Genomic DNA, 16,213 nt, shown 5'->3' with positions numbered 1-16,213 from the left:
CACAGGCCATCGAGGACCAGAAAAACGGCATCACAACCCTCATCGAAGCCCTCATCAACCAAGAACTCGGAGAACCCTTCCGCAGAGACGCAATGACCAAACCCGTCCAAGTCGCAGGGATCAACCCCGCAGATATGAAGCGCTGAGACGGGAAGGCGGCGGCATGCGCCATATCCTAGTCGTCAACGCGGGATCCTCTTCCATCAAATTCGCGGTCTTCGGGCCGCGTCTTGAAGAGGTCTTGCGTGGCGGCGCCGAGGAGATTGGGGATGCCGCGCGCCTCAAGGTCAACGGCGAGAGCGTTGCGGTGGAGATGCCCAGCCATGCCGATGCCTTGGCCGCGATACTCAGTGCGCTGAAGACGCGTCGCATCGGTCTTGGCGATCTGGGCGGGATCGGGCATCGGGTTGTGCACGGTGGTATGAAACTGACGGCGCCTGCGCGGGTGACGCCCGAAGTGGAGGCCGAGATCGAATCCTGTGCCGCACTTGCACCGCTCCACAATCCAAACGCCCTGATGGTCATTCGTGCACTGCGGGACGTGGCGCCGGATCTTCCGCAGGTGGCGGTCTTTGACACCGCTTTTCATGCCACCAATCCCGAGGTGGCCCGACGCTATGCCATTCCGGCGGCGCAGGACGCGGCGGGAATGCGGCGCTATGGGTTTCACGGGATATCCTATGCGTCGATGGTTGACGCCCTTGGCGCGGACGTACCGGCACGCCTTCTGGCGCTGCATCTTGGCAATGGAGCGAGCCTCTGTGCCATTCGAGACGGCAAGAGCGTCGCCACGACGATGGGCTATTCGCCGCTGGATGGGCTTACCATGGGCACCCGGGCCGGGAGCCTTGATCCGATTGTCGCGCTTCGGTTGGCGCGCGAGGTCGGTGTTACGCAGGCCGAGACTATTCTCAACAAGGAAAGCGGGTTGCTGGCGCTTGGCGGGACGCATGACATGGCGATGCTCGTGCCGCGCAAAGACGAGGCGGCACGGTGGGCGGTAGACCATTTTTGTTACTGGGCCGTGCGCCACGCGGGGTCGATGGTCGCCGCGATGGGAGGGCTTGATGCGATCGCCTTTACCGGGGGGATCGGCGAGAACGCCGATACCATACGGAATCGTATTGTTGAGGGGCTTACGTTCTTGGGGGATGTGCCTGTGCATGTTGTCCCGGCGCAGGAAGAGCGGCAGATTGCAAAGCACTGCTTTCAGAATATCACCAATCCCCTGAGGCATTGAGCTGAAAAGGCGTGTCCTTGATATGCGCATCGGGGCAAGACCGCTGGGCCTCTGCTGAAGGCTTTTTCGCATCATGTCGCAAACGGTCGGTTTGCACGGAGAGTCGCGCCGCTAGGCTCTCTGGTAAGTGATGCAGGGAGAGGGTGCATGAAGATCGGATTTATCGGACTTGGCAATGTCGGTGGTAAGCTCAGCGCGAGCCTCTTGCGCAATGGCGTTGATCTCGTGGTGCATGATCTTGATGCGGCGCTTGTCGCGGATTTCACTGCGCGCGGGGCGATCGCGGGGGAAAGCCCGGCCCAGATGATGCGCGACTGTGATGCGGTGATCACCTGTCTGCCGTCCCCGGCGGCGTCAGATGCGGTCCTGCAGGAGATGCTGCCAGAGGTGGGACCGGGCAAGATCTGGATGGAAATGTCGACGACCGACGAGGCCGAGGTCAAGCGCCTTGGCGGCGATGTCATCGCGCGCGGCGGGGCGGCTGTCGATTGCCCTGTCTCAGGCGGGTGTCATCGCGCGGCGACGGGCAATATCGCGATTTTTGCAGGCTGCGCACGCGAGACCTTCGAGCGTATCCTGCCGCTTCTGACCAAGATGGGGCGGCGCGTGTTGCATACGGGCGATCTTGGCACAGCGTCTGTTCTCAAGGTGGTGACGAACTATCTCGCGACGGCCAATCTCCTCACGGTTTGCGAGGCATTGGTGACGTCGAAGGCAGCGGGGATGGACCTCAACACGGCTTTTGAAGCGATCCGCATTTCCTCGGGCAATTCCTTCGTGCATGAGACCGAAAGTCAGGTGATCCTCAACGGCTCGCGCGATATCTCCTTTACGATGGACCTTGTGAAGAAGGATATCGGTCTGTTTCAGGATGTGGCCGACCGTGCCGGGGTGCCGCTCGAGATCAATCCGAAGATGATCGAGATTTTTGAGGACGGGATCGCGCGGTATGGCGAGCGCGAGCTTTCACCCAATATCATCCGGCGGCTGGAAGATGCGACCGGGCTCGACATTCGCGCACCGGGCTTCCCGCCGGAAATGATTGATGATGAACCGGAGGAGCCGGGCTATGAGATCATTCCCAAGCGCGGCTGAGGGTCTTTTGGCCGATCACGCCTTGGGGTGGGTCTTTTGGTAGACTTCCATGAGCCGCGCCGTGTCGACCGCCGTGTAGGCCTGGGTCGTCGAGAGGGAAGCATGGCCAAGGAGTTCCTGAATCGCGCGTAGATCACCGCCAGCCTCGAGAAGGTGGGTGGCAAAGCTATGGCGCAGGGCGTGGGGCGTGGCAGTCGCGGGCAGGCCGAGCTGCATCCGCAGGTTGGCCATCAGCCCCGACACGATGCGGGGCGAGAGCCGCCCGCCACGCTTGCCGCGAAACAGCGGGTCCTCACCCTCGACAGGAAACGGACAGGCCGCGACATAGGCGTCAACCGCGTCGCGGGCGGCGTCGATCACGGGCAGGATGCGTTCCTTGCCGCCCTTGCCGAGAATACGTAACGACCGTGGCAGCGGCGCGTCCGCACCATTGAGCGCCAGCGCTTCGGAGATGCGCAACCCACAGCCATAGAGCAGCGTCAGAACCGCCACGTCGCGCGCGGCGACCCACGGTTCGGAGGCCTGCACCTCGGCGGTCTCGATCACGGCGCGGGCCGCGTCGGGGGCAAGGGGGCGGGGGAGCTTCTTTTGGAACTTCGGGGCGCGGATCGACAGCACGGCGGTGGCGTCGAACCCGTCGCGTTCGGAAAACCAGCGGTAAAAACTCTTTACCGCCGAGAGCTTGCGCGCCAGCGACCGCGCGCCGAGCCCGCCGCGACGCAGATGCGCCATCCAAGCGCGCATGTCGGAGGTTGTCACGCGGGTCAGCGGGGCGAGACCTTGCGGATCGCCCTTGTGTTCGGTGAGGAAGGTGAGGAATTCGACAAGGTCGGTGCGGTAGGCGGTCAACGTGTTGGTGGAGGCACCGCCGAGCGCAGAGGCCGAGGCAAGCCAGTCTTGGAGCGCGTCGCGGGCCGCCGGGGAAATCACGACAACCAGCGGCGCATGGCGCGCTCGAACACCCCGCCAAAGAAGGCGAGGAGGTCGGTGCCTTGCTGCGGCGTGAACTGATGCGGGTCTTCCGCGCCCATGACGAGGAGGCCGGGCAAGCGGCCCTCGCCGAAGTCGAGCTTCAGACAAGCTTCGGAGCGGATCCAGTCGGATTTTTCGCCGTAGATCGCAGTGGTGCCGCCCTGAAGCTGGCGTAGGGTGACTTGGCGGATGGGCATATTGCGCCCGCCGCTCAGGTAGTCATCGACAAAGCCCGGTTCGGCCACGGAGAGCACGTCGCCAAGGCGGCGAATGGAAGGCTCGTCGTCGGATTGCGCGGATTCGAGCACGAGGCGCACGGAATCGACGCGCAGGATTTCGGCCACTTCGCCGCCGAGATCGTGTAGGAAGGGTTCGAATTCGACCGGATCGAGCATGCGCAGGATGGCGCGATGCACCTGATTGGTGCCGGCGAGGTTTTCATAGGCCGCCGCGATCACCGAGCGGTGCGTATCCTCAAGCCGGTCGAGCCGCGCCTCGAGCCGTTCCATCGCGATGCCACGCAGGTCGACGATATTGCCGCCCATGGATTTCTCATTCGCCGCGATCAGGGCGTGCATCACGTCCTGGTCGTCGAGAATCATGTCAGGTTCAGAAATGATCTTTTCGCGAAGCGAGTCGTCGATCTTGGCGTTGCTGCTCATGCGGACCTCTAACCGGGTATTTGGCGGGACTTTAACAGAGGCAGCGCGTGAATGCCTCCCCTTTTTTGGGCGGCATTTTAGCGGAGGGCGGGGGAGGGGCGCTGCCCCTCTTGGCCGCATGCGGCATGTCGCTCAAAAGTGGGAACCGGTTTTGAGCTCCTCGGGCATGCGCATGAAAACAGCCAATTCACCCCGGGATATTTTCGGCAAGAGGAAGAGAGGGGCGTTGTGCCCCTTACAGGATCTTGATGCCCGCGGCCTTGATGTCGGCGAGGAAGGCGTCGAGGCCCTTGTCGGTCAGGGGGTGGTTGACCATCGCCTTGATGACGCCCGGGGGCGCGGTCATCACGTCGGCGCCGACAAGCGCGCTTTGGGTGACGTGGTTCACGGTGCGGATCGAGGCGGCGAGGATTTGGGTCTCGTAGCCGTAATTGTCATAGATCGCGCGGATGTCTCCGATCAGGTCCATGCCGTCGAGGTTGATGTCGTCGAGGCGGCCGATGAAAGGCGAGATGAAGGTCGCGCCCGCCTTGGCGGCGAGAAGCGCCTGATTGGCGGAGAAGCAGAGCGTCACGTTGACCATGTGGCCCTCGTCGGTGAGCACTTTGCAGGCCTTGAGTCCGTCCCATGTCAGCGGCACCTTGACGGCGATGTTGTCTGCGATCTCGACCAGTTTGCGGCCTTCGGCGATCATCGTGTCGGCGTCGGTCGCGGTCACTTCGGCAGAGACGGGACCATCGACGAGATCGCAGATTTCCTTAGTGACCTCCATGATGTCACGGCCAGATTTCTTGATCAGCGAGGGGTTGGTGGTCACACCGTCCACCATGCCGAGCGCATTCAGTTCGGCGATGGCGTCGATGTCGGCGGTATCAACGAAGAATTTCATGGCTGCGCGTCCTTTTCTGGGCTTGCCTCGGTTCGGCTTGCGTTTACCGCAAGTTTTGCGATGCTGAAACCCCTCATGCGGCGCCCGGGTGCGCGCTATGGGGCGGCAAGGCGGTTTTCAGGCGAGCATGGTGTGACGGAGCAGGATTTCTTCGAGGAGGGGGCCCTCGTGGCGGTGCAGACGACGCAACCGCTTGACCGCGCGCTTGATTACAAGGCGCCGGAGGGGGGCTGTTTTCGTGGGGCTTTCGTAGAGGTTCCGCTTGGGCCGAGGAAGGTTCCGGGCGTGGTTTGGGGGCCGGGGCGCGGGGATTATGACCGTGCGAAGATTCGACCCGTCAACCGGGTGCTCGACGTGGCGCCGATGCGGCGCGAGATGGCGGACTTTCTTGAGCGGGCGGGCGAATATACGCTGACGCCGCTGCATGCGATGCTGCGGCTTGCAATGCGGGCACCGGGGCTTTCGGACCCGCCGTCGATGCGCAAAGTGTTCCGGCTTGGCGAAGGAGAGCCGGACCGGCAGACCGAGGCGCGCAAGCGGGTCATCGAGGTCTTGCAGGATTATGGCGGGCTGGCCTTTACGCTCAAGGAGTTGAGCGAGATGGCGGGGGTGACATCGAGCGTCGTCAAAGGCTTGGCCAAACAGGGGGTGGTGCGCGAGGAGGACACGCCGCGCGACATGCCGTTTCCGAGGCTCGATCCGGACTATGCCAAGCGCGATCTGACAGAGGATCAAGCCGTCGCCGCCGCCGCGATGCGGGCCGGGATTGAGGCGGGGCGCTACGGCACAACGCTTTTGCGCGGGGTCACCGGATCGGGCAAGACGGAAGTCTATCTCGAGGCGGTGGCGGACACGCTGCGCAAGGGGCGGCAAGCCCTTGTTTTACTGCCTGAAATCGCGCTTACGGCGGAGTTTCTGACGCGGGTGGAAGCGCGGTTTGGCACCAAGCCCGCCGAGTGGCATTCGGGCGTGACGATGACCGAGCGGCGGCGCATCTGGAAGATGGTGGGACAAGGCGGCGCGGAGTTGGTCATCGGCGCGCGCTCGGCGCTTTTCCTGCCGTTCCGCGATCTTGGGTTGATCGTCGTCGATGAGGAACATGACACGTCCTACAAGCAGGAGGACGGGGTGCTCTACAATGCGCGGGATATGGCGGTGCTTCGGGCGTCGATCTGCGTGGCGCAGGTGGTGTTGGCGTCGGCGACGCCGAGTTTGGAGAGCTGGGCCAATGCGGAGGCGGGGAAATACCAGCGGTTGGAGCTGACGTCGCGCTTTGGGGAGGCGGTGTTGCCGGAGATGCGAGCGATCGACATGCGGGCGGAGGAGGTGCCGCGCGGGCGGTGGGTTTCGCCGACCCTTCAGAGGGAGGTTTCGGAGCGGATCGAGAAGGGGGAGCAGTCGCTTCTTTTCATCAACCGACGCGGCTATGCACCGGTGACGATTTGTCGGGCTTGTGGCGAAAAAATCAATTGTGATCAATGCGATGCGACGATGGTGGAGCATCGGTTCCTGAAGCGGCTCGTGTGCCACCAGTGCGGCGAGACGAAGCCGATCCCGGAGGTCTGTCCGGCCTGTGGAAAAGAGGACACGCTGGCCCCGGTGGGCCCCGGTGTTGAGCGGCTTGCCGAAGAGGCGGCGGCGCTCTGGCCGGAGGCGCGGTTGGCGGTGTTGTCGTCGGATTTGTTTGCGTCGGCGCGGGCGTTGAAAGAGGGGATCAACGCGATTGCGGCGGGGGGCGCGGATATCATCATCGGCACGCAACTGGTCGCAAAGGGGCATAACTTTCCGCTGCTCACGCTGGTGGGGGTGATCGACGCGGATTTGGGGCTTCAGGGTTCAGATTTGCGCGCCGCCGAGCGCACCTTTCAACTCATGCGGCAGGTCGCGGGGCGGGCCGGGCGGTCAGAGCGTAAGGGCTTGGCGTTGCTGCAGACTTTTCAGCCGGAGCATCCGGTGATCCGGTCGATCATGGCAGGCGACGAGGAAGGTTTCTGGAGCGCGGAGGCGCGCGAGCGACAGGCGGCGGGCGTGCCGCCTTATGGGCGGATGGCGGGGATCATTTTGTCCTCGCCGGACGTGCAGCAGGTGTTTGATCTTGGCAATGCGCTGGCCCGGCAGGATGGGCCGTTAAGGGCGGTGGGGGCGCAGGTTTACGGACCGGCACCAGCGCCGATTGCGCGTATTCGGGGGCGGCATCGGGTGCGCCTGTTGGTGAAGGCGGACAAGGGGGTGCGGCTTCAGCCGGCACTGGCCGAATGGGTTGGGCAATTCCGCCTGAAGGGGGATATCCGCCTTGCCGTCGATATCGACCCGCAGAGCTTCTATTAACGCGAAAAACCAATGTCGGTATCACGTCGGTATTGCGTCGGTATCGCGTATGTGCGCCGCGGGGCGTAAGCGGATTTCTTCACAGAGATCAAAAGATTGGAAACGTAACGCGCGCTGTCAGGTCACAGGTTCCTTGGCGAGACCTTTGCCAAGGATCGGCCCGGTCGGCAGGTTCGTCGGAGAGCCGCCAGCGGGTTCGAAGGTGATCTCGTAGAGCTGCTGCGGATGGGGCGTTGGCAGGCCTTCGATGGTGAAGGTCATCGAGGTGCCCGAGGACAGCAGACCGAGCGAGACCGGCAGGCCGTCGTCTTCGGGCTTGGTCCAGACTTGCATCACTTGATCGTCGGGGACGTTCGGCGCTTCGAGGAGTGTCACGCGGGTGGTGTTGTCGGCGCCGCTTTCGACGAGGGCGATGGCCTCGCCGCTATCGTTGACGAGCACGGCGATCACCACCGGGTCGGGCTGCATGAGGCTCATCCAGCCGACAAGCACAGCGAGCAGGAGAGAGGCCGCGATGCTGCCAAGAGCGGTCGCGCGCCAGCGGCCAAGCGCAGTTTGTGCCGGGGCAAGGGGAACGACATTGGACGGCGCGGACGACTCGTCGTCGGCCTTGGCGGGCGCGGTGTCGAGCGCGGGCTCGACGCGGCTCCAGAAGTCGGCGGGCAGGGGCAGGGGATCGGCGGTCTCATCAAGCGGCGCAAACCGGGCGCGGGCAAAGTCGAGACGCGCGGCGAGGGCCGGGTCGTCGAGGGCGCGGGCCTCGAGATCGGCCATTTCCGCCTCGTCGGCAAGGCCGAGGGCGATTTCGTCCATCAGGGTCTCAAGAGAACGATCTGTCATGACAGGCACTCCCGGAGTTTGCCCAGCCCCCGCCGGACCCACGATTTGACAGACCCGAGCGGGGCCGCCATGCGACCGGCAATCTCTCCGTGACTATGGCCAAGGATATAAGAGGCCAAGATCGCCCGCCGTGTGTTGAGGTCGAGCCTTTCGAGGCAGCGGCGCAGGTCGGTCGATCTGTCGAGCCGGTCAAAGGCGGTGTCGAGTTCGCGGTCGTTGAGCGCGTGTTCCACAACTTCGGGGGCCATGGGATCGGTGCGGTCCTCGTTGCGCAACATGGTCAGGCAGCGATTGCGCAGGATGGTATAGAGCCACCCCTTGGCCGTGCCGCGGGTCTCGTCGAACTGGTGCGCCCGCTGCCAGATCAGGACAAGTGCATCCTGTAGCGCGTCTTCGGCAAGGTCGGTGCGGCGCAACATGCGCCGCGCGACGCCAAGCATCCGCCCGCCTTCAGCGTGCATGATCTCTTGCAGGGCGGATTTGTCACCAGCCGCGCAGGCCTTGATCAGCTTTGCATAGTCCGTCACGCGCTTGTCTGCTTCCCTCTTGCGGTCCCAACGCGGGGCCGCGATGCGAAAAGAGGTATTGTGCACGGTGTCGCCTGTCAAACGGGTTGGAGAAAGGTGGCTGACGCGCAACCGCGGGCGCGCCAGCCGGAGGGACCACTCTTTTCCGATTACTTCGCGGTCATGAAGGTGATGTCGCGCACGGCCACGCCATCCGCGCCCTTGATCTCCCAGCTTTCCTCGACCGCGCCGGTTTCAAGCGACACAGTGTGCATCATGCCGGAGGCGACGAGCCAGGCGGTGTTTTCGCCTTCGGCGTTGGTCGCGATGTCGAAAGCATAGGTGTCGGCGGCGTCGATGCCGAGCTTGCCGATGGCGGCGAGGGTGCCGTCATTGGGCGAAGTCTGCTGAATCAGCGCGACGATGGTGCTGTCGATGTCATACATCGCGGTCGCGTCGGGCTTGCCATAGGAGTTGATATAGGCGGCTGCGACGATGGCCGGGGCTTCGCCTGCGTGCATGTCGGCCTCTTCAAAGGCGAGCGAGCCATCGACCGTTACCGCACCGCTTTCGATATCGACGCGGTGGTTGGTGGTGCCGGACATGAAGCGCAGCTTGTTGGCTTTGGGGTTGAAGTCGACGATGACGGGCGCGTCGCCCATGATCGGCAGTTCCTTGTCCATGGTGGAGATCACCATGGCCTTGCCGGTCATCGGGTCGATTTCCACGATGTCGAACCCGGCGGTGACGCCGATGAGTTGGCCGGTCGCGGGGCGCAGGTCGATGCCGAGGAGCTTGTCGACGCCGTCCACGTCCATCGAGGCTTTGACGGTGGCGGTCTTGGCGTCGATCTTGTGCAGGGTCTTGTCGCCGGAGAGGCCAATGGCCATCAGGTCGTGATCCCCGTGGCCATCGGCCAGCGCGGCAGCGCCGGAGGCCAGAAGAGTAGCAATGCTCAGGGCGGAAACGGTCTTGTTCATCATATCGTCCTCAAGTCTGTTCGACTGCGGCCAATCCGCAGCTTCCTATTCTCTAGGACTCGTGGTCGGGGGCGTTTGGATGCAGGGGACGCAAATTTTTTTCACAACGCCTTGTTTGCGGCGCTGTCGTGGTGCCACTCGGGGAGTGGGAAAAGGCGGTCATAGGCCCAGTTAAAGGCGAAGGCGTAGACCATGTAGAACGCCGCAAAGGAGACATCCATCACGAAGGCATGCCAGAGCGAGATGTCGAGATACCAAGCGATGAAGGGCATCAGGACAAAGAGGAGGCCGACCTCGAACAAGACCGCGTGGACAAGGCGCAGGGGCGTGGTTTTCCAAGTTGAGCCGGTCAGCCGCTTGAGGCCGAGGTCGAAGAGGTAATTATAGGCCAGGTTCCAGAGCGTCGCGAGCGTGGCGCTGACGAGGGCGACAACGCCGGTATCGTGGAGGGAGATGCCAAAGATCAGCGCGCCGAGGGGGACGACGATCAGGAGGGCGATGATTTCGAAGCTGAGGGCGTGGCGGAGACGGTCGAGCGGAGAGCGCATGGGGCGGGTCTTCTATCGGGCCGGGCCGTCCCGGAATGGTGCCGTTATGGGGAGGTCGTCCTCGCAACGGGGTCTAGATAGAAGCTCGGGGGGTGGGTTTCAAGCGGGGCCTCGGATGTGCCGGGCCCCGCGCGCGATGGTGTCAGGCGGCGGCGGGCGCGCGGCCGCGCTGGTCGATGAGAATGTCGGTCGCCATGGCGCCGATCCACATGCAGAAGAGCGCCATCCAAGCGGTGCCCGCGAAGATCGAACCGCCGGTGACGCCCGCGCCGATGGCGCAGCCGCCAGCGAGCATGGCGCCGAACCCCATGAGCACGGCCCCGAACATGGCGCGGCGCATGTTGCTTTCGGTGTCAAAGCCCTGAAACTTGAACTCACGCGTCAGGATCGAGGCGAGGAAAGAGCCGATCACAACGCCCGGCACGAGGCCGACGTCGAATTCAAGCACGGCATCGCGGTCGAGGAAGAACATCAACGTATGGGCCGAGGGGCCGGAGAAGGTCGCGCTTTCGATCTGCACGGGCTCAAAGGCGACCTGCGCCAACTCGTAGGTGGCGACCCAGCCGACGGCGACGGCAAAACCGACGCCCGCGCCAAAGATCAGGCGGCGCGCACCGAGGCGGTTCTTGCGGGCAATGATAAGGGCGAGGATCGCCATCAGGATGCCGAAGACGAGGCCCGAAAGCTCGGGCAGGCGGAAGAAAGCGATCAGGTCGAGGTTGCGTCCCCCCGAGGTCACCCAGAGGCCCGCGAGATAGTCGCGGGGGCCGGAGAGGATTCCCTTGAGGCTCATCTGGGCGACCACGGCGAAGATCAGGCCGGAGACCACCGAGCGCAGGTTGCCATTGGCGGCAAGCACGAGGAGACGGCCGGAACAGCCGCGCGACAGCACCATGCCGACGCCGAACATCAGCCCGCCGAGGATGGCACCGGACCAGCTTCCGGGGACGGCCATCATGCGGGCGTCTGCGGAATACATCAGACCGAGCGCCTGTGCGCCCTGCACCCAGACGATGGCGGTCGAGATGGTCAGGAGCCAGACCGCGACCTTGTCGCCAAGCTGACCACGGGCGAATTCCACGGTTGCGGCACGCAGGCAGAAGCGCGAGCGCTGGGCCGCGACCCCGAAGATGACACCGGTCAAAAGACCAAGAAGGGCGGCTGTCGGCGCTTCGCCGATACGTTCGACAAGGGCGAGAACATCCATGGCGGTTCCAAATCCTTTTTCGCAATTGCGAGGATATAGGCGCGCAAGGGGCAGAGCTGCTTTGATTCAGATCACAAAAGGATGTGAAACGTCTCGCCTTTTGTCAGGGAAAGGCGTAATCGCAATACATGTTGCGTAAAATGAGTCTTGACGAGGCGCAGGATCTTCCGGTCTGGCGCAGGCCAGTGGCCCTTTTGTTCCTGATGGCCTTGGGGATGCCGATCGCGTTCAATACGTGGTCCGCTTTGTTGAATAACTTCGTCATCGAGGTTGCGGATTTTGACGGCTCAGACATTGGCCTTCTGCATACGGTGCGCGAGATTCCGGGCTTTTTCGCCATTGGTGTGATTGCCCTTCTTCTTGTCATGCGTGAGCAGGTTCTCGGCGTTGTCTCGCTCCTTCTTCTTGGGGCCGCGACGGCGGTCACGGCGTGGTTTCCGTCGCTTGCGGGGATCCTGACGATCACCATGCTCAGCTCGATCGGGTTTCACTATTACGAGACGGTGAACCAATCCCTACAGCTTCAATGGCTCGACAAGCTTCGCGCGCCGAAGGTGCTTGGCTGGCTTCTCGCGGCCGGATCGGCGGCGACGCTTGTGGCCTATGGCGCGATTGTCCTGACGTGGAAGGCATTCGACCTGTCCTACAACAGCGTTTACCTTGCCGGGGGCGGGATCACGGCGGTGATCGCGATCTTTGCCTTCTTTGCCTATCCGCAGTTTGAGGAGCGCACGCCGCAGGTGCGTAAGATGGTGTTGAAGAAACGCTATTGGCTCTATTACGCGCTTCAGTTCATGGCGGGGGCGCGGCGGCAGATCTTTGTCGTCTTTGCTGGTTTCATGATGGTTGAGCGGTTCGGGTTTGAGGTGCACGAGATCACGGCGCTTTACCTCATCAACCTTGTCGCCAACATGGTGCTTGCGCCAATCTTTGGCATGGCCGTGGCGCGGTTCGGAGAGCGGCGGACGCTCATTTTCGAATATGCGGGCCTTGCCATCGTGTTCCTTCTTTACGGCGGCATCTATTTCTTTGGCTGGGGCGTGGTCCTTGCCGCGACGCTTTATGTCGTGGATCATATGCTGTTTGCGCTGGCGCTTGCGCTCAAGACCTATTTCCAGAAGATCGCCGACCCCGAGGATATTGCGCCGACGGCGGCGGTTGCCTTCACCATCAACCATATCGCGGCGGTGTTCCTGCCGGTGCTTCTTGGGCTGTTGTGGCTGGCCTCGCCCGGCGCGGTGTTCATCCTCGCAGCGGGGATGGCCTGCACCTCGCTTTGCCTGTCGCTCCTTGTGCCGCGCCACCCTGAGAAGGGCAACGAGACGCGGCTCGTGCGGATGCGCGTGGCGACGCCGGCGGAGTAGGTCATGGACGGCAAGCGCGGTAGATTTCTTGATGGGCCGACGATGGGGCATGTGGTGCGCATGACCCTTGCCGGGACGACAGGCATCACCTTTGTCTTCCTTGTCGACCTTGCCAACCTGTTCTGGATTTCACGGATCGGCGATCCCAAGCTCGTGGCGGCCATAGGCTATGCCTTTGCGATCCAGTTCTTTGCGGTTTCGGTCGGTGTTGGCCTGATGATCGCGGGAACCGCCATCGTGTCGCGCCGCATTGGCATGGGAGAAAGCGCGCGGGCGCGCCATGATGCGACGGCGGCGTTGATCCTGACGGTGCTTGTGCAGGGGCTTGTGGCCTTGTCCATCGTGCTTTTCCGCGACCCGATGTTGCGGCTTGCCGGGGCGGAGGGCGAGACGCTTGCCCTCGCCGAGCGTTATGTGCTGATTTCCATGCCCTCGCTTCTTGTCATGGGGGCCGGGCTTGCCGGGCAGGCGGCGCTTCGGGCGGAAGGCGATGGGCGGCGGTCGATGTTGGTCACGCTGACCTCCGGGTCGGTGGCGATGGTGGCGGATCCGATCCTGATCCTGACGCTTGGCCTTGGCCTTGATGGCGCAGCACTCGGGGTTGTCCTGTCGCGGTTCGTGATGGCGGGGATGGCGCTTTTGTTCGCGATCCGCGTGCATGACCTTTTCGCGCGTCCCGAGGTGTGGGCGGTGCGTCGGGCAATCCGGCCATTCGTGGCGGTGGCGGTTCCGGCAATCCTCACCCAGATGGCGACACCCTTTGCCAACTACCTTCTGACCGGGGTCATCGCGAGCTTTGGCGACAACGCGGTGGCGGCCTGGGCGGTGGTGAACCGGCTGACCGTGGTGGCCTTTGGTGGCATCTTCTCGCTTTCGGGCGCGATTGGCGGCATCTTTGGGCAGAATTTCGGGGCGGGGCTGCATGACCGGCTGCGCTCGACCTTCCGCGATGCGCTCATTTTCTGCGCGGGCTACACCCTCCTCGCCTGGGCGCTTCTGGCGGCGACGGCGCCGATGGTGGTCAAAGGGTTCGGCCTGATCGGGGTGGGCGAGACGGTCTACCTCACCTTCGCACGGGTCGGGGCGGGGGCGTTTGTGTTCGTCGGTGCGGCCTATGTTGCCAACGCGGCCTTCAACAACCTAGGCAAGGCGACGCGCTCCACAGTGATCAACTGGCTTCGCGATGGGGTTCTGATCCTGCCGGCGGCATGGGTCTTTGCCGAATGGTACGGGGCGACAGGCGTGGTCTATGCGCAGGCGCTTGTCGGGGCCATTGTCGGGCTGTTCGCGGCGGCGTGGAGCCGTGCCTTCCTTGCCCGGATCGGGCAGGAGACCCCACCGCAGCGCGCGCGCCCTTGACGGGACGAGCCCTTGGGCCTACGCCGCTTGGCAGAGCACAGGAGCCTTCGACATGCCCACATTCACCGCCTTCACGACCCTTGCCGGGAAAGCCCCCGCCGACTCTCTTGGTGAGGCGATGGAACGCCTGCAGCCCGAGCCGACCGGCGTTGGCGTGTTCGAGATCGAGGATGGATCGGGCCTCTGGGAAGTGGGCGGCTATTTCACCGAGGCGCCCGACGCAGCCGCATTGGCGGTTCTGGCGGTGGCGTTTGAGGCCAAGCCGTTCGTGGTGTCCGAACTGCCGGAAACCGATTGGGTCGCCAAGGTCAAACGTGAGCTGGCCCCGGTCGAGGCCGGGCGGTTCTTTGTCTATGGCAGCCATGATGCAGACAAGGTGCCCGAGGGCGCGGAGCCGCTTTTGATCGAGGCGGCGATGGCGTTCGGCACTGGGCATCACGGCACGACGCTTGGCTGTCTCAAGGGATTGGACCGGTTGGCCAATGAAGGGTTTGTCGGCAAGAACGTCGCCGATATCGGCTGTGGCACGGCGGTGCTTGCCATGGGGGCGGCGCGGATCTGGCCAGAGACGGTTCTGGCGAGCGATATCGATCAGGTCGCGGTCGACGTGGCAGAGGCCAATGTGGCGGCAAACGGGCTCGAGGGGCGTGTGGTCTGTCTTGAGGCGGCGGGGTTCGGTCATCCCGACCTTGCGGCGCGCGCGCCTTATGACCTTGTCTTTGCCAATATCCTCAAAGCACCGTTGATCGACCTCGCGCCGGATATGGGGGCCAATATCATCAGCGGCGGATATGCGATCCTGTCAGGAATCCTCAACGAGCAGGCGGACGAGGTTGTTGCGGCCTATGACGCGACGGGGTTCGACGTGCATACGCGCGAAGAGATCGGCGAGTGGACGACCCTGACCTTGACCCGGCGCTGAGGCACGGCGGTTAACAGGGGCGCGGCCACGGCCGCGCGCAGGTTTTCTCGTCATCGCGCCCAAGGGCGCGCTGCCTGCGGAAATGCCTCCGGCGGGAGTATTTTCACAAAGGTGAAGGACGGGGCGACGATTCGCGTTCTGTTGCCCGTTTGGAAACGTAGGGAAAACTCTCAAGCCATTGTTTCCAAATTACTTTCGATCAGTCGAAAATTGGACGGTAATTGTCTAAAACTGGCCTGATTTGAGGGGGTTTGCCTTAGTTTCGCCACATTTCGGAGCCAATCAGACCATGTTTGGTGGGGGCCGAACAGAATGTGACCTCTGCCATGAGCGACTCTTACAAAGATTTTCAGGCCCGCGTTGCGCGGATCTATGATTTGAACGAGACGGCGACCCGTGACACGTCGAGCCGGGTCAGCGTTCATCGTGAGCCGAACGGATATGTTGTCATCCGGGGCGCACGTCCCTCCATGCGTATTCCCTGGACCGGTATCCTGATGGTGCTGGCGGCGGTTTTCATGCTCAAGGGCGCCGTGATGGCGCGGCTTGGCGCGGATTTCTACAAGTCGGAGATCGGGCGGCTGCGCCCGTCGACTGTGCTTGAACAGATCGGCACCTGGACGATGCGTCCGGACCCGATCTCAAGCTGGGTCGCCCGGCAGATCAAGACACTTAGCTGATCCCTCCAAATCAGCAGGCGGCCCCGGTCTCTCTCCCGGGGCCGTTTTCTTTTGAGCGGGGCGATCGCGTGAGAGTTCCCTTGGCACAAAAGAAAGACCGCACCCCGAGGGAGGTGCGGTCGATCTGATCCGAAGATCCGAAAACGGCGGTGTCGTCGTTTCCGAACGTCGTCAGCGCAGCGCGTCGAGATCGGCGCGGGAGAGGCCGATGTCGTCGAGCTCGCGGTCGGAGAGGGCGGACAGCGCGATGCGGGTTGCGCGCTGGTCTTTCCAGTCGGCATAGGACGCGGCGACGGAGGCCACGAAAGCGCCGAAGCGGTCCGCGAGGGAGACGCGGACAGCGCCCTGAGCGGCGGCGTCAAATGCGGTCATGGAGACGAAGGTCTGGCCAATATGGCCGGCAAACCCCGCCGGGGAGGTCGAGAAACGGTTGGTGTCGAATGCAGCCATGTCAGTAGTCCTTCTGTTCGAGTTATGGTCAGCGTTTTCGTAAAGCCGCAAATAGGAGCGGCATGCACATGAAACAAGCAATAAAAAATGCAAGGGTGATATGATGTTTGTGCATAGGTCGCGTGCGTTTAACAATTTGAAAAACTTATGAAAAATGCATGGGTTTGCCGT

Annotated in this window: 16 protein-coding genes; 7 read left to right on the top strand and 9 right to left on the bottom strand. The window is 63.1% G+C overall.

Going from position 1 to position 16,213, the window contains the following annotated elements; all coding sequences use genetic code 11:
* Window positions 1–163: 163 nt before the first annotated feature.
* Complete coding sequence (locus MK745_RS17295) at window positions 164–1,240, top strand: acetate/propionate family kinase (RefSeq protein WP_243614483.1); 1,077 nt, start codon at window positions 164–166, stop codon at window positions 1,238–1,240.
* 147 nt (window positions 1,241–1,387) lie between these two features.
* Window positions 1,388–2,335, top strand: coding sequence for an NAD(P)-dependent oxidoreductase (locus tag MK745_RS17290; protein WP_243614482.1), 948 nt, complete (start codon window positions 1,388–1,390; stop codon window positions 2,333–2,335).
* A 15-nt stretch (window positions 2,336–2,350) separates the two neighbouring features.
* On the opposite strand, the gene MK745_RS17285 is transcribed toward MK745_RS17290, so the two are convergent.
* From MK745_RS17285 to fsa, 3 genes are all read right to left on the bottom strand, one after another.
* Complete coding sequence (locus tag MK745_RS17285; protein ID WP_243614481.1) at window positions 2,351–3,265, bottom strand: tyrosine recombinase XerC; 915 nt, start codon at window positions 3,263–3,265, stop codon at window positions 2,351–2,353.
* Window positions 3,262–3,969 carry a DUF484 family protein gene (locus MK745_RS17280; protein ID WP_243614480.1) on the bottom strand — a complete coding sequence of 236 codons (708 nt, stop codon included), beginning with the start codon at window positions 3,967–3,969 and terminating at the stop codon, window positions 3,262–3,264. Before MK745_RS17280 ends, MK745_RS17285 begins: the two co-directional genes overlap by 4 nt.
* Window positions 3,970–4,204: 235 nt before the next feature.
* Entirely contained in the window at window positions 4,205–4,858 is a 654-nt protein-coding gene (fsa, locus tag MK745_RS17275) for a fructose-6-phosphate aldolase (protein WP_243614479.1), read from the bottom strand.
* 75 nt (window positions 4,859–4,933) lie between these two features.
* Here fsa and MK745_RS17270 point away from each other — a divergent pair, with 75 nt between their 5' ends.
* Window positions 4,934–7,186: a primosomal protein N' gene (locus tag MK745_RS17270; protein ID WP_243614478.1), complete on the top strand. Its 2,253-nt coding sequence runs from the start codon at window positions 4,934–4,936 to the stop codon at window positions 7,184–7,186.
* A 117-nt stretch (window positions 7,187–7,303) separates the two neighbouring features.
* Here the strand turns inward: MK745_RS17270 and MK745_RS17265 are convergent, their stop codons facing one another.
* The 5 genes from MK745_RS17265 to MK745_RS17245 all read right to left on the bottom strand — a co-directional run bounded on the left by MK745_RS17265 (window position 7,304) and on the right by MK745_RS17245 (window position 11,267).
* Complete coding sequence (locus MK745_RS17265) at window positions 7,304–8,026, bottom strand: anti-sigma factor (protein WP_243614477.1); 723 nt, start codon at window positions 8,024–8,026, stop codon at window positions 7,304–7,306.
* Entirely contained in the window at window positions 8,023–8,487 is a 465-nt protein-coding gene (locus MK745_RS17260; RefSeq protein WP_411028168.1) for a sigma-70 family RNA polymerase sigma factor, read from the bottom strand. Before MK745_RS17260 ends, MK745_RS17265 begins: the two co-directional genes overlap by 4 nt.
* A gap of 215 nt (window positions 8,488–8,702) precedes the next feature.
* Window positions 8,703–9,515: a DUF4394 domain-containing protein gene (locus tag MK745_RS17255; protein WP_431978984.1), complete on the bottom strand. Its 813-nt coding sequence runs from the start codon at window positions 9,513–9,515 to the stop codon at window positions 8,703–8,705.
* A 98-nt stretch (window positions 9,516–9,613) separates the two neighbouring features.
* Window positions 9,614–10,060 (bottom strand): PACE efflux transporter, encoded by a 447-nt coding sequence (locus MK745_RS17250; protein ID WP_243614474.1) that lies wholly within the window; start codon window positions 10,058–10,060, stop codon window positions 9,614–9,616.
* Between the two features lie 142 nt (window positions 10,061–10,202).
* A complete protein-coding gene (locus MK745_RS17245; RefSeq protein ID WP_243614473.1) occupies window positions 10,203–11,267 on the bottom strand; it encodes a YeeE/YedE family protein in 1,065 nt (354 codons plus the stop codon).
* Between the two features lie 128 nt (window positions 11,268–11,395).
* Here MK745_RS17245 and MK745_RS17240 point away from each other — a divergent pair, with 128 nt between their 5' ends.
* From MK745_RS17240 to MK745_RS17225, 4 genes are all read left to right on the top strand, one after another.
* Window positions 11,396–12,631 (top strand): MFS transporter, encoded by a 1,236-nt coding sequence (locus MK745_RS17240; protein ID WP_243614472.1) that lies wholly within the window; start codon window positions 11,396–11,398, stop codon window positions 12,629–12,631.
* A gap of 3 nt (window positions 12,632–12,634) precedes the next feature.
* Window positions 12,635–13,990, top strand: a complete 1,356-nt coding sequence (locus MK745_RS17235) for an MATE family efflux transporter (protein ID WP_243614471.1) — start codon at window positions 12,635–12,637, stop codon at window positions 13,988–13,990.
* 52 nt (window positions 13,991–14,042) lie between these two features.
* Window positions 14,043–14,912 carry a 50S ribosomal protein L11 methyltransferase gene (locus tag MK745_RS17230; RefSeq protein ID WP_243614470.1) on the top strand — a complete coding sequence of 290 codons (870 nt, stop codon included), beginning with the start codon at window positions 14,043–14,045 and terminating at the stop codon, window positions 14,910–14,912.
* Window positions 14,913–15,238: 326 nt separating this feature from the next.
* Entirely contained in the window at window positions 15,239–15,592 is a 354-nt protein-coding gene (locus MK745_RS17225) for a hypothetical protein (protein WP_243614469.1), read from the top strand.
* Between the two features lie 171 nt (window positions 15,593–15,763).
* Here MK745_RS17225 and MK745_RS17220 read toward each other — a convergent pair whose 3' ends face one another.
* Window positions 15,764–16,042 (bottom strand): DUF1127 domain-containing protein, encoded by a 279-nt coding sequence (locus MK745_RS17220; RefSeq protein ID WP_243614468.1) that lies wholly within the window; start codon window positions 16,040–16,042, stop codon window positions 15,764–15,766.
* Between the last annotated feature and the right edge of the window lie 171 nt (window positions 16,043–16,213).

The organism is Shimia aestuarii (assembly GCF_022814865.1).
GTDB classification, from domain to species: domain Bacteria; phylum Pseudomonadota; class Alphaproteobacteria; order Rhodobacterales; family Rhodobacteraceae; genus Shimia; species Shimia aestuarii_A.
The sequence above is the reverse complement of the archived record's forward strand: the minus strand, read 5'-3'. Positions and strand labels throughout refer to the sequence as shown.

Coding starts and splice junctions, on each gene's coding strand:
- MK745_RS17230 (WP_243614470.1), top strand. CDS start 14,043: ATGCCCACATTCACCGCCTTCACGACCCTTGCCGGGAAAGCCCCCGCC.
- MK745_RS17290 (WP_243614482.1), top strand. CDS start 1,388: ATGAAGATCGGATTTATCGGACTTGGCAATGTCGGTGGTAAGCTCAGC.
- MK745_RS17260 (WP_411028168.1), bottom strand. CDS start 8,487: ATGCACGCTGAAGGCGGGCGGATGCTTGGCGTCGCGCGGCGCATGTTG.
- fsa (WP_243614479.1), bottom strand. CDS start 4,858: ATGAAATTCTTCGTTGATACCGCCGACATCGACGCCATCGCCGAACTG.
- MK745_RS17250 (WP_243614474.1), bottom strand. CDS start 10,060: ATGCGCTCTCCGCTCGACCGTCTCCGCCACGCCCTCAGCTTCGAAATC.
- MK745_RS17220 (WP_243614468.1), bottom strand. CDS start 16,042: ATGGCTGCATTCGACACCAACCGTTTCTCGACCTCCCCGGCGGGGTTT.
- MK745_RS17270 (WP_243614478.1), top strand. CDS start 4,934: ATGCGGCGCCCGGGTGCGCGCTATGGGGCGGCAAGGCGGTTTTCAGGC.
- MK745_RS17235 (WP_243614471.1), top strand. CDS start 12,635: ATGGACGGCAAGCGCGGTAGATTTCTTGATGGGCCGACGATGGGGCAT.
- MK745_RS17225 (WP_243614469.1), top strand. CDS start 15,239: ATGAGCGACTCTTACAAAGATTTTCAGGCCCGCGTTGCGCGGATCTAT.
- MK745_RS17265 (WP_243614477.1), bottom strand. CDS start 8,026: ATGACAGATCGTTCTCTTGAGACCCTGATGGACGAAATCGCCCTCGGC.
- MK745_RS17240 (WP_243614472.1), top strand. CDS start 11,396: ATGTTGCGTAAAATGAGTCTTGACGAGGCGCAGGATCTTCCGGTCTGG.
- MK745_RS17245 (WP_243614473.1), bottom strand. CDS start 11,267: ATGGATGTTCTCGCCCTTGTCGAACGTATCGGCGAAGCGCCGACAGCC.
- MK745_RS17255 (WP_431978984.1), bottom strand. CDS start 9,515: ATGATGAACAAGACCGTTTCCGCCCTGAGCATTGCTACTCTTCTGGCC.
- MK745_RS17295 (WP_243614483.1), top strand. CDS start 164: ATGCGCCATATCCTAGTCGTCAACGCGGGATCCTCTTCCATCAAATTC.
- MK745_RS17280 (WP_243614480.1), bottom strand. CDS start 3,969: ATGAGCAGCAACGCCAAGATCGACGACTCGCTTCGCGAAAAGATCATT.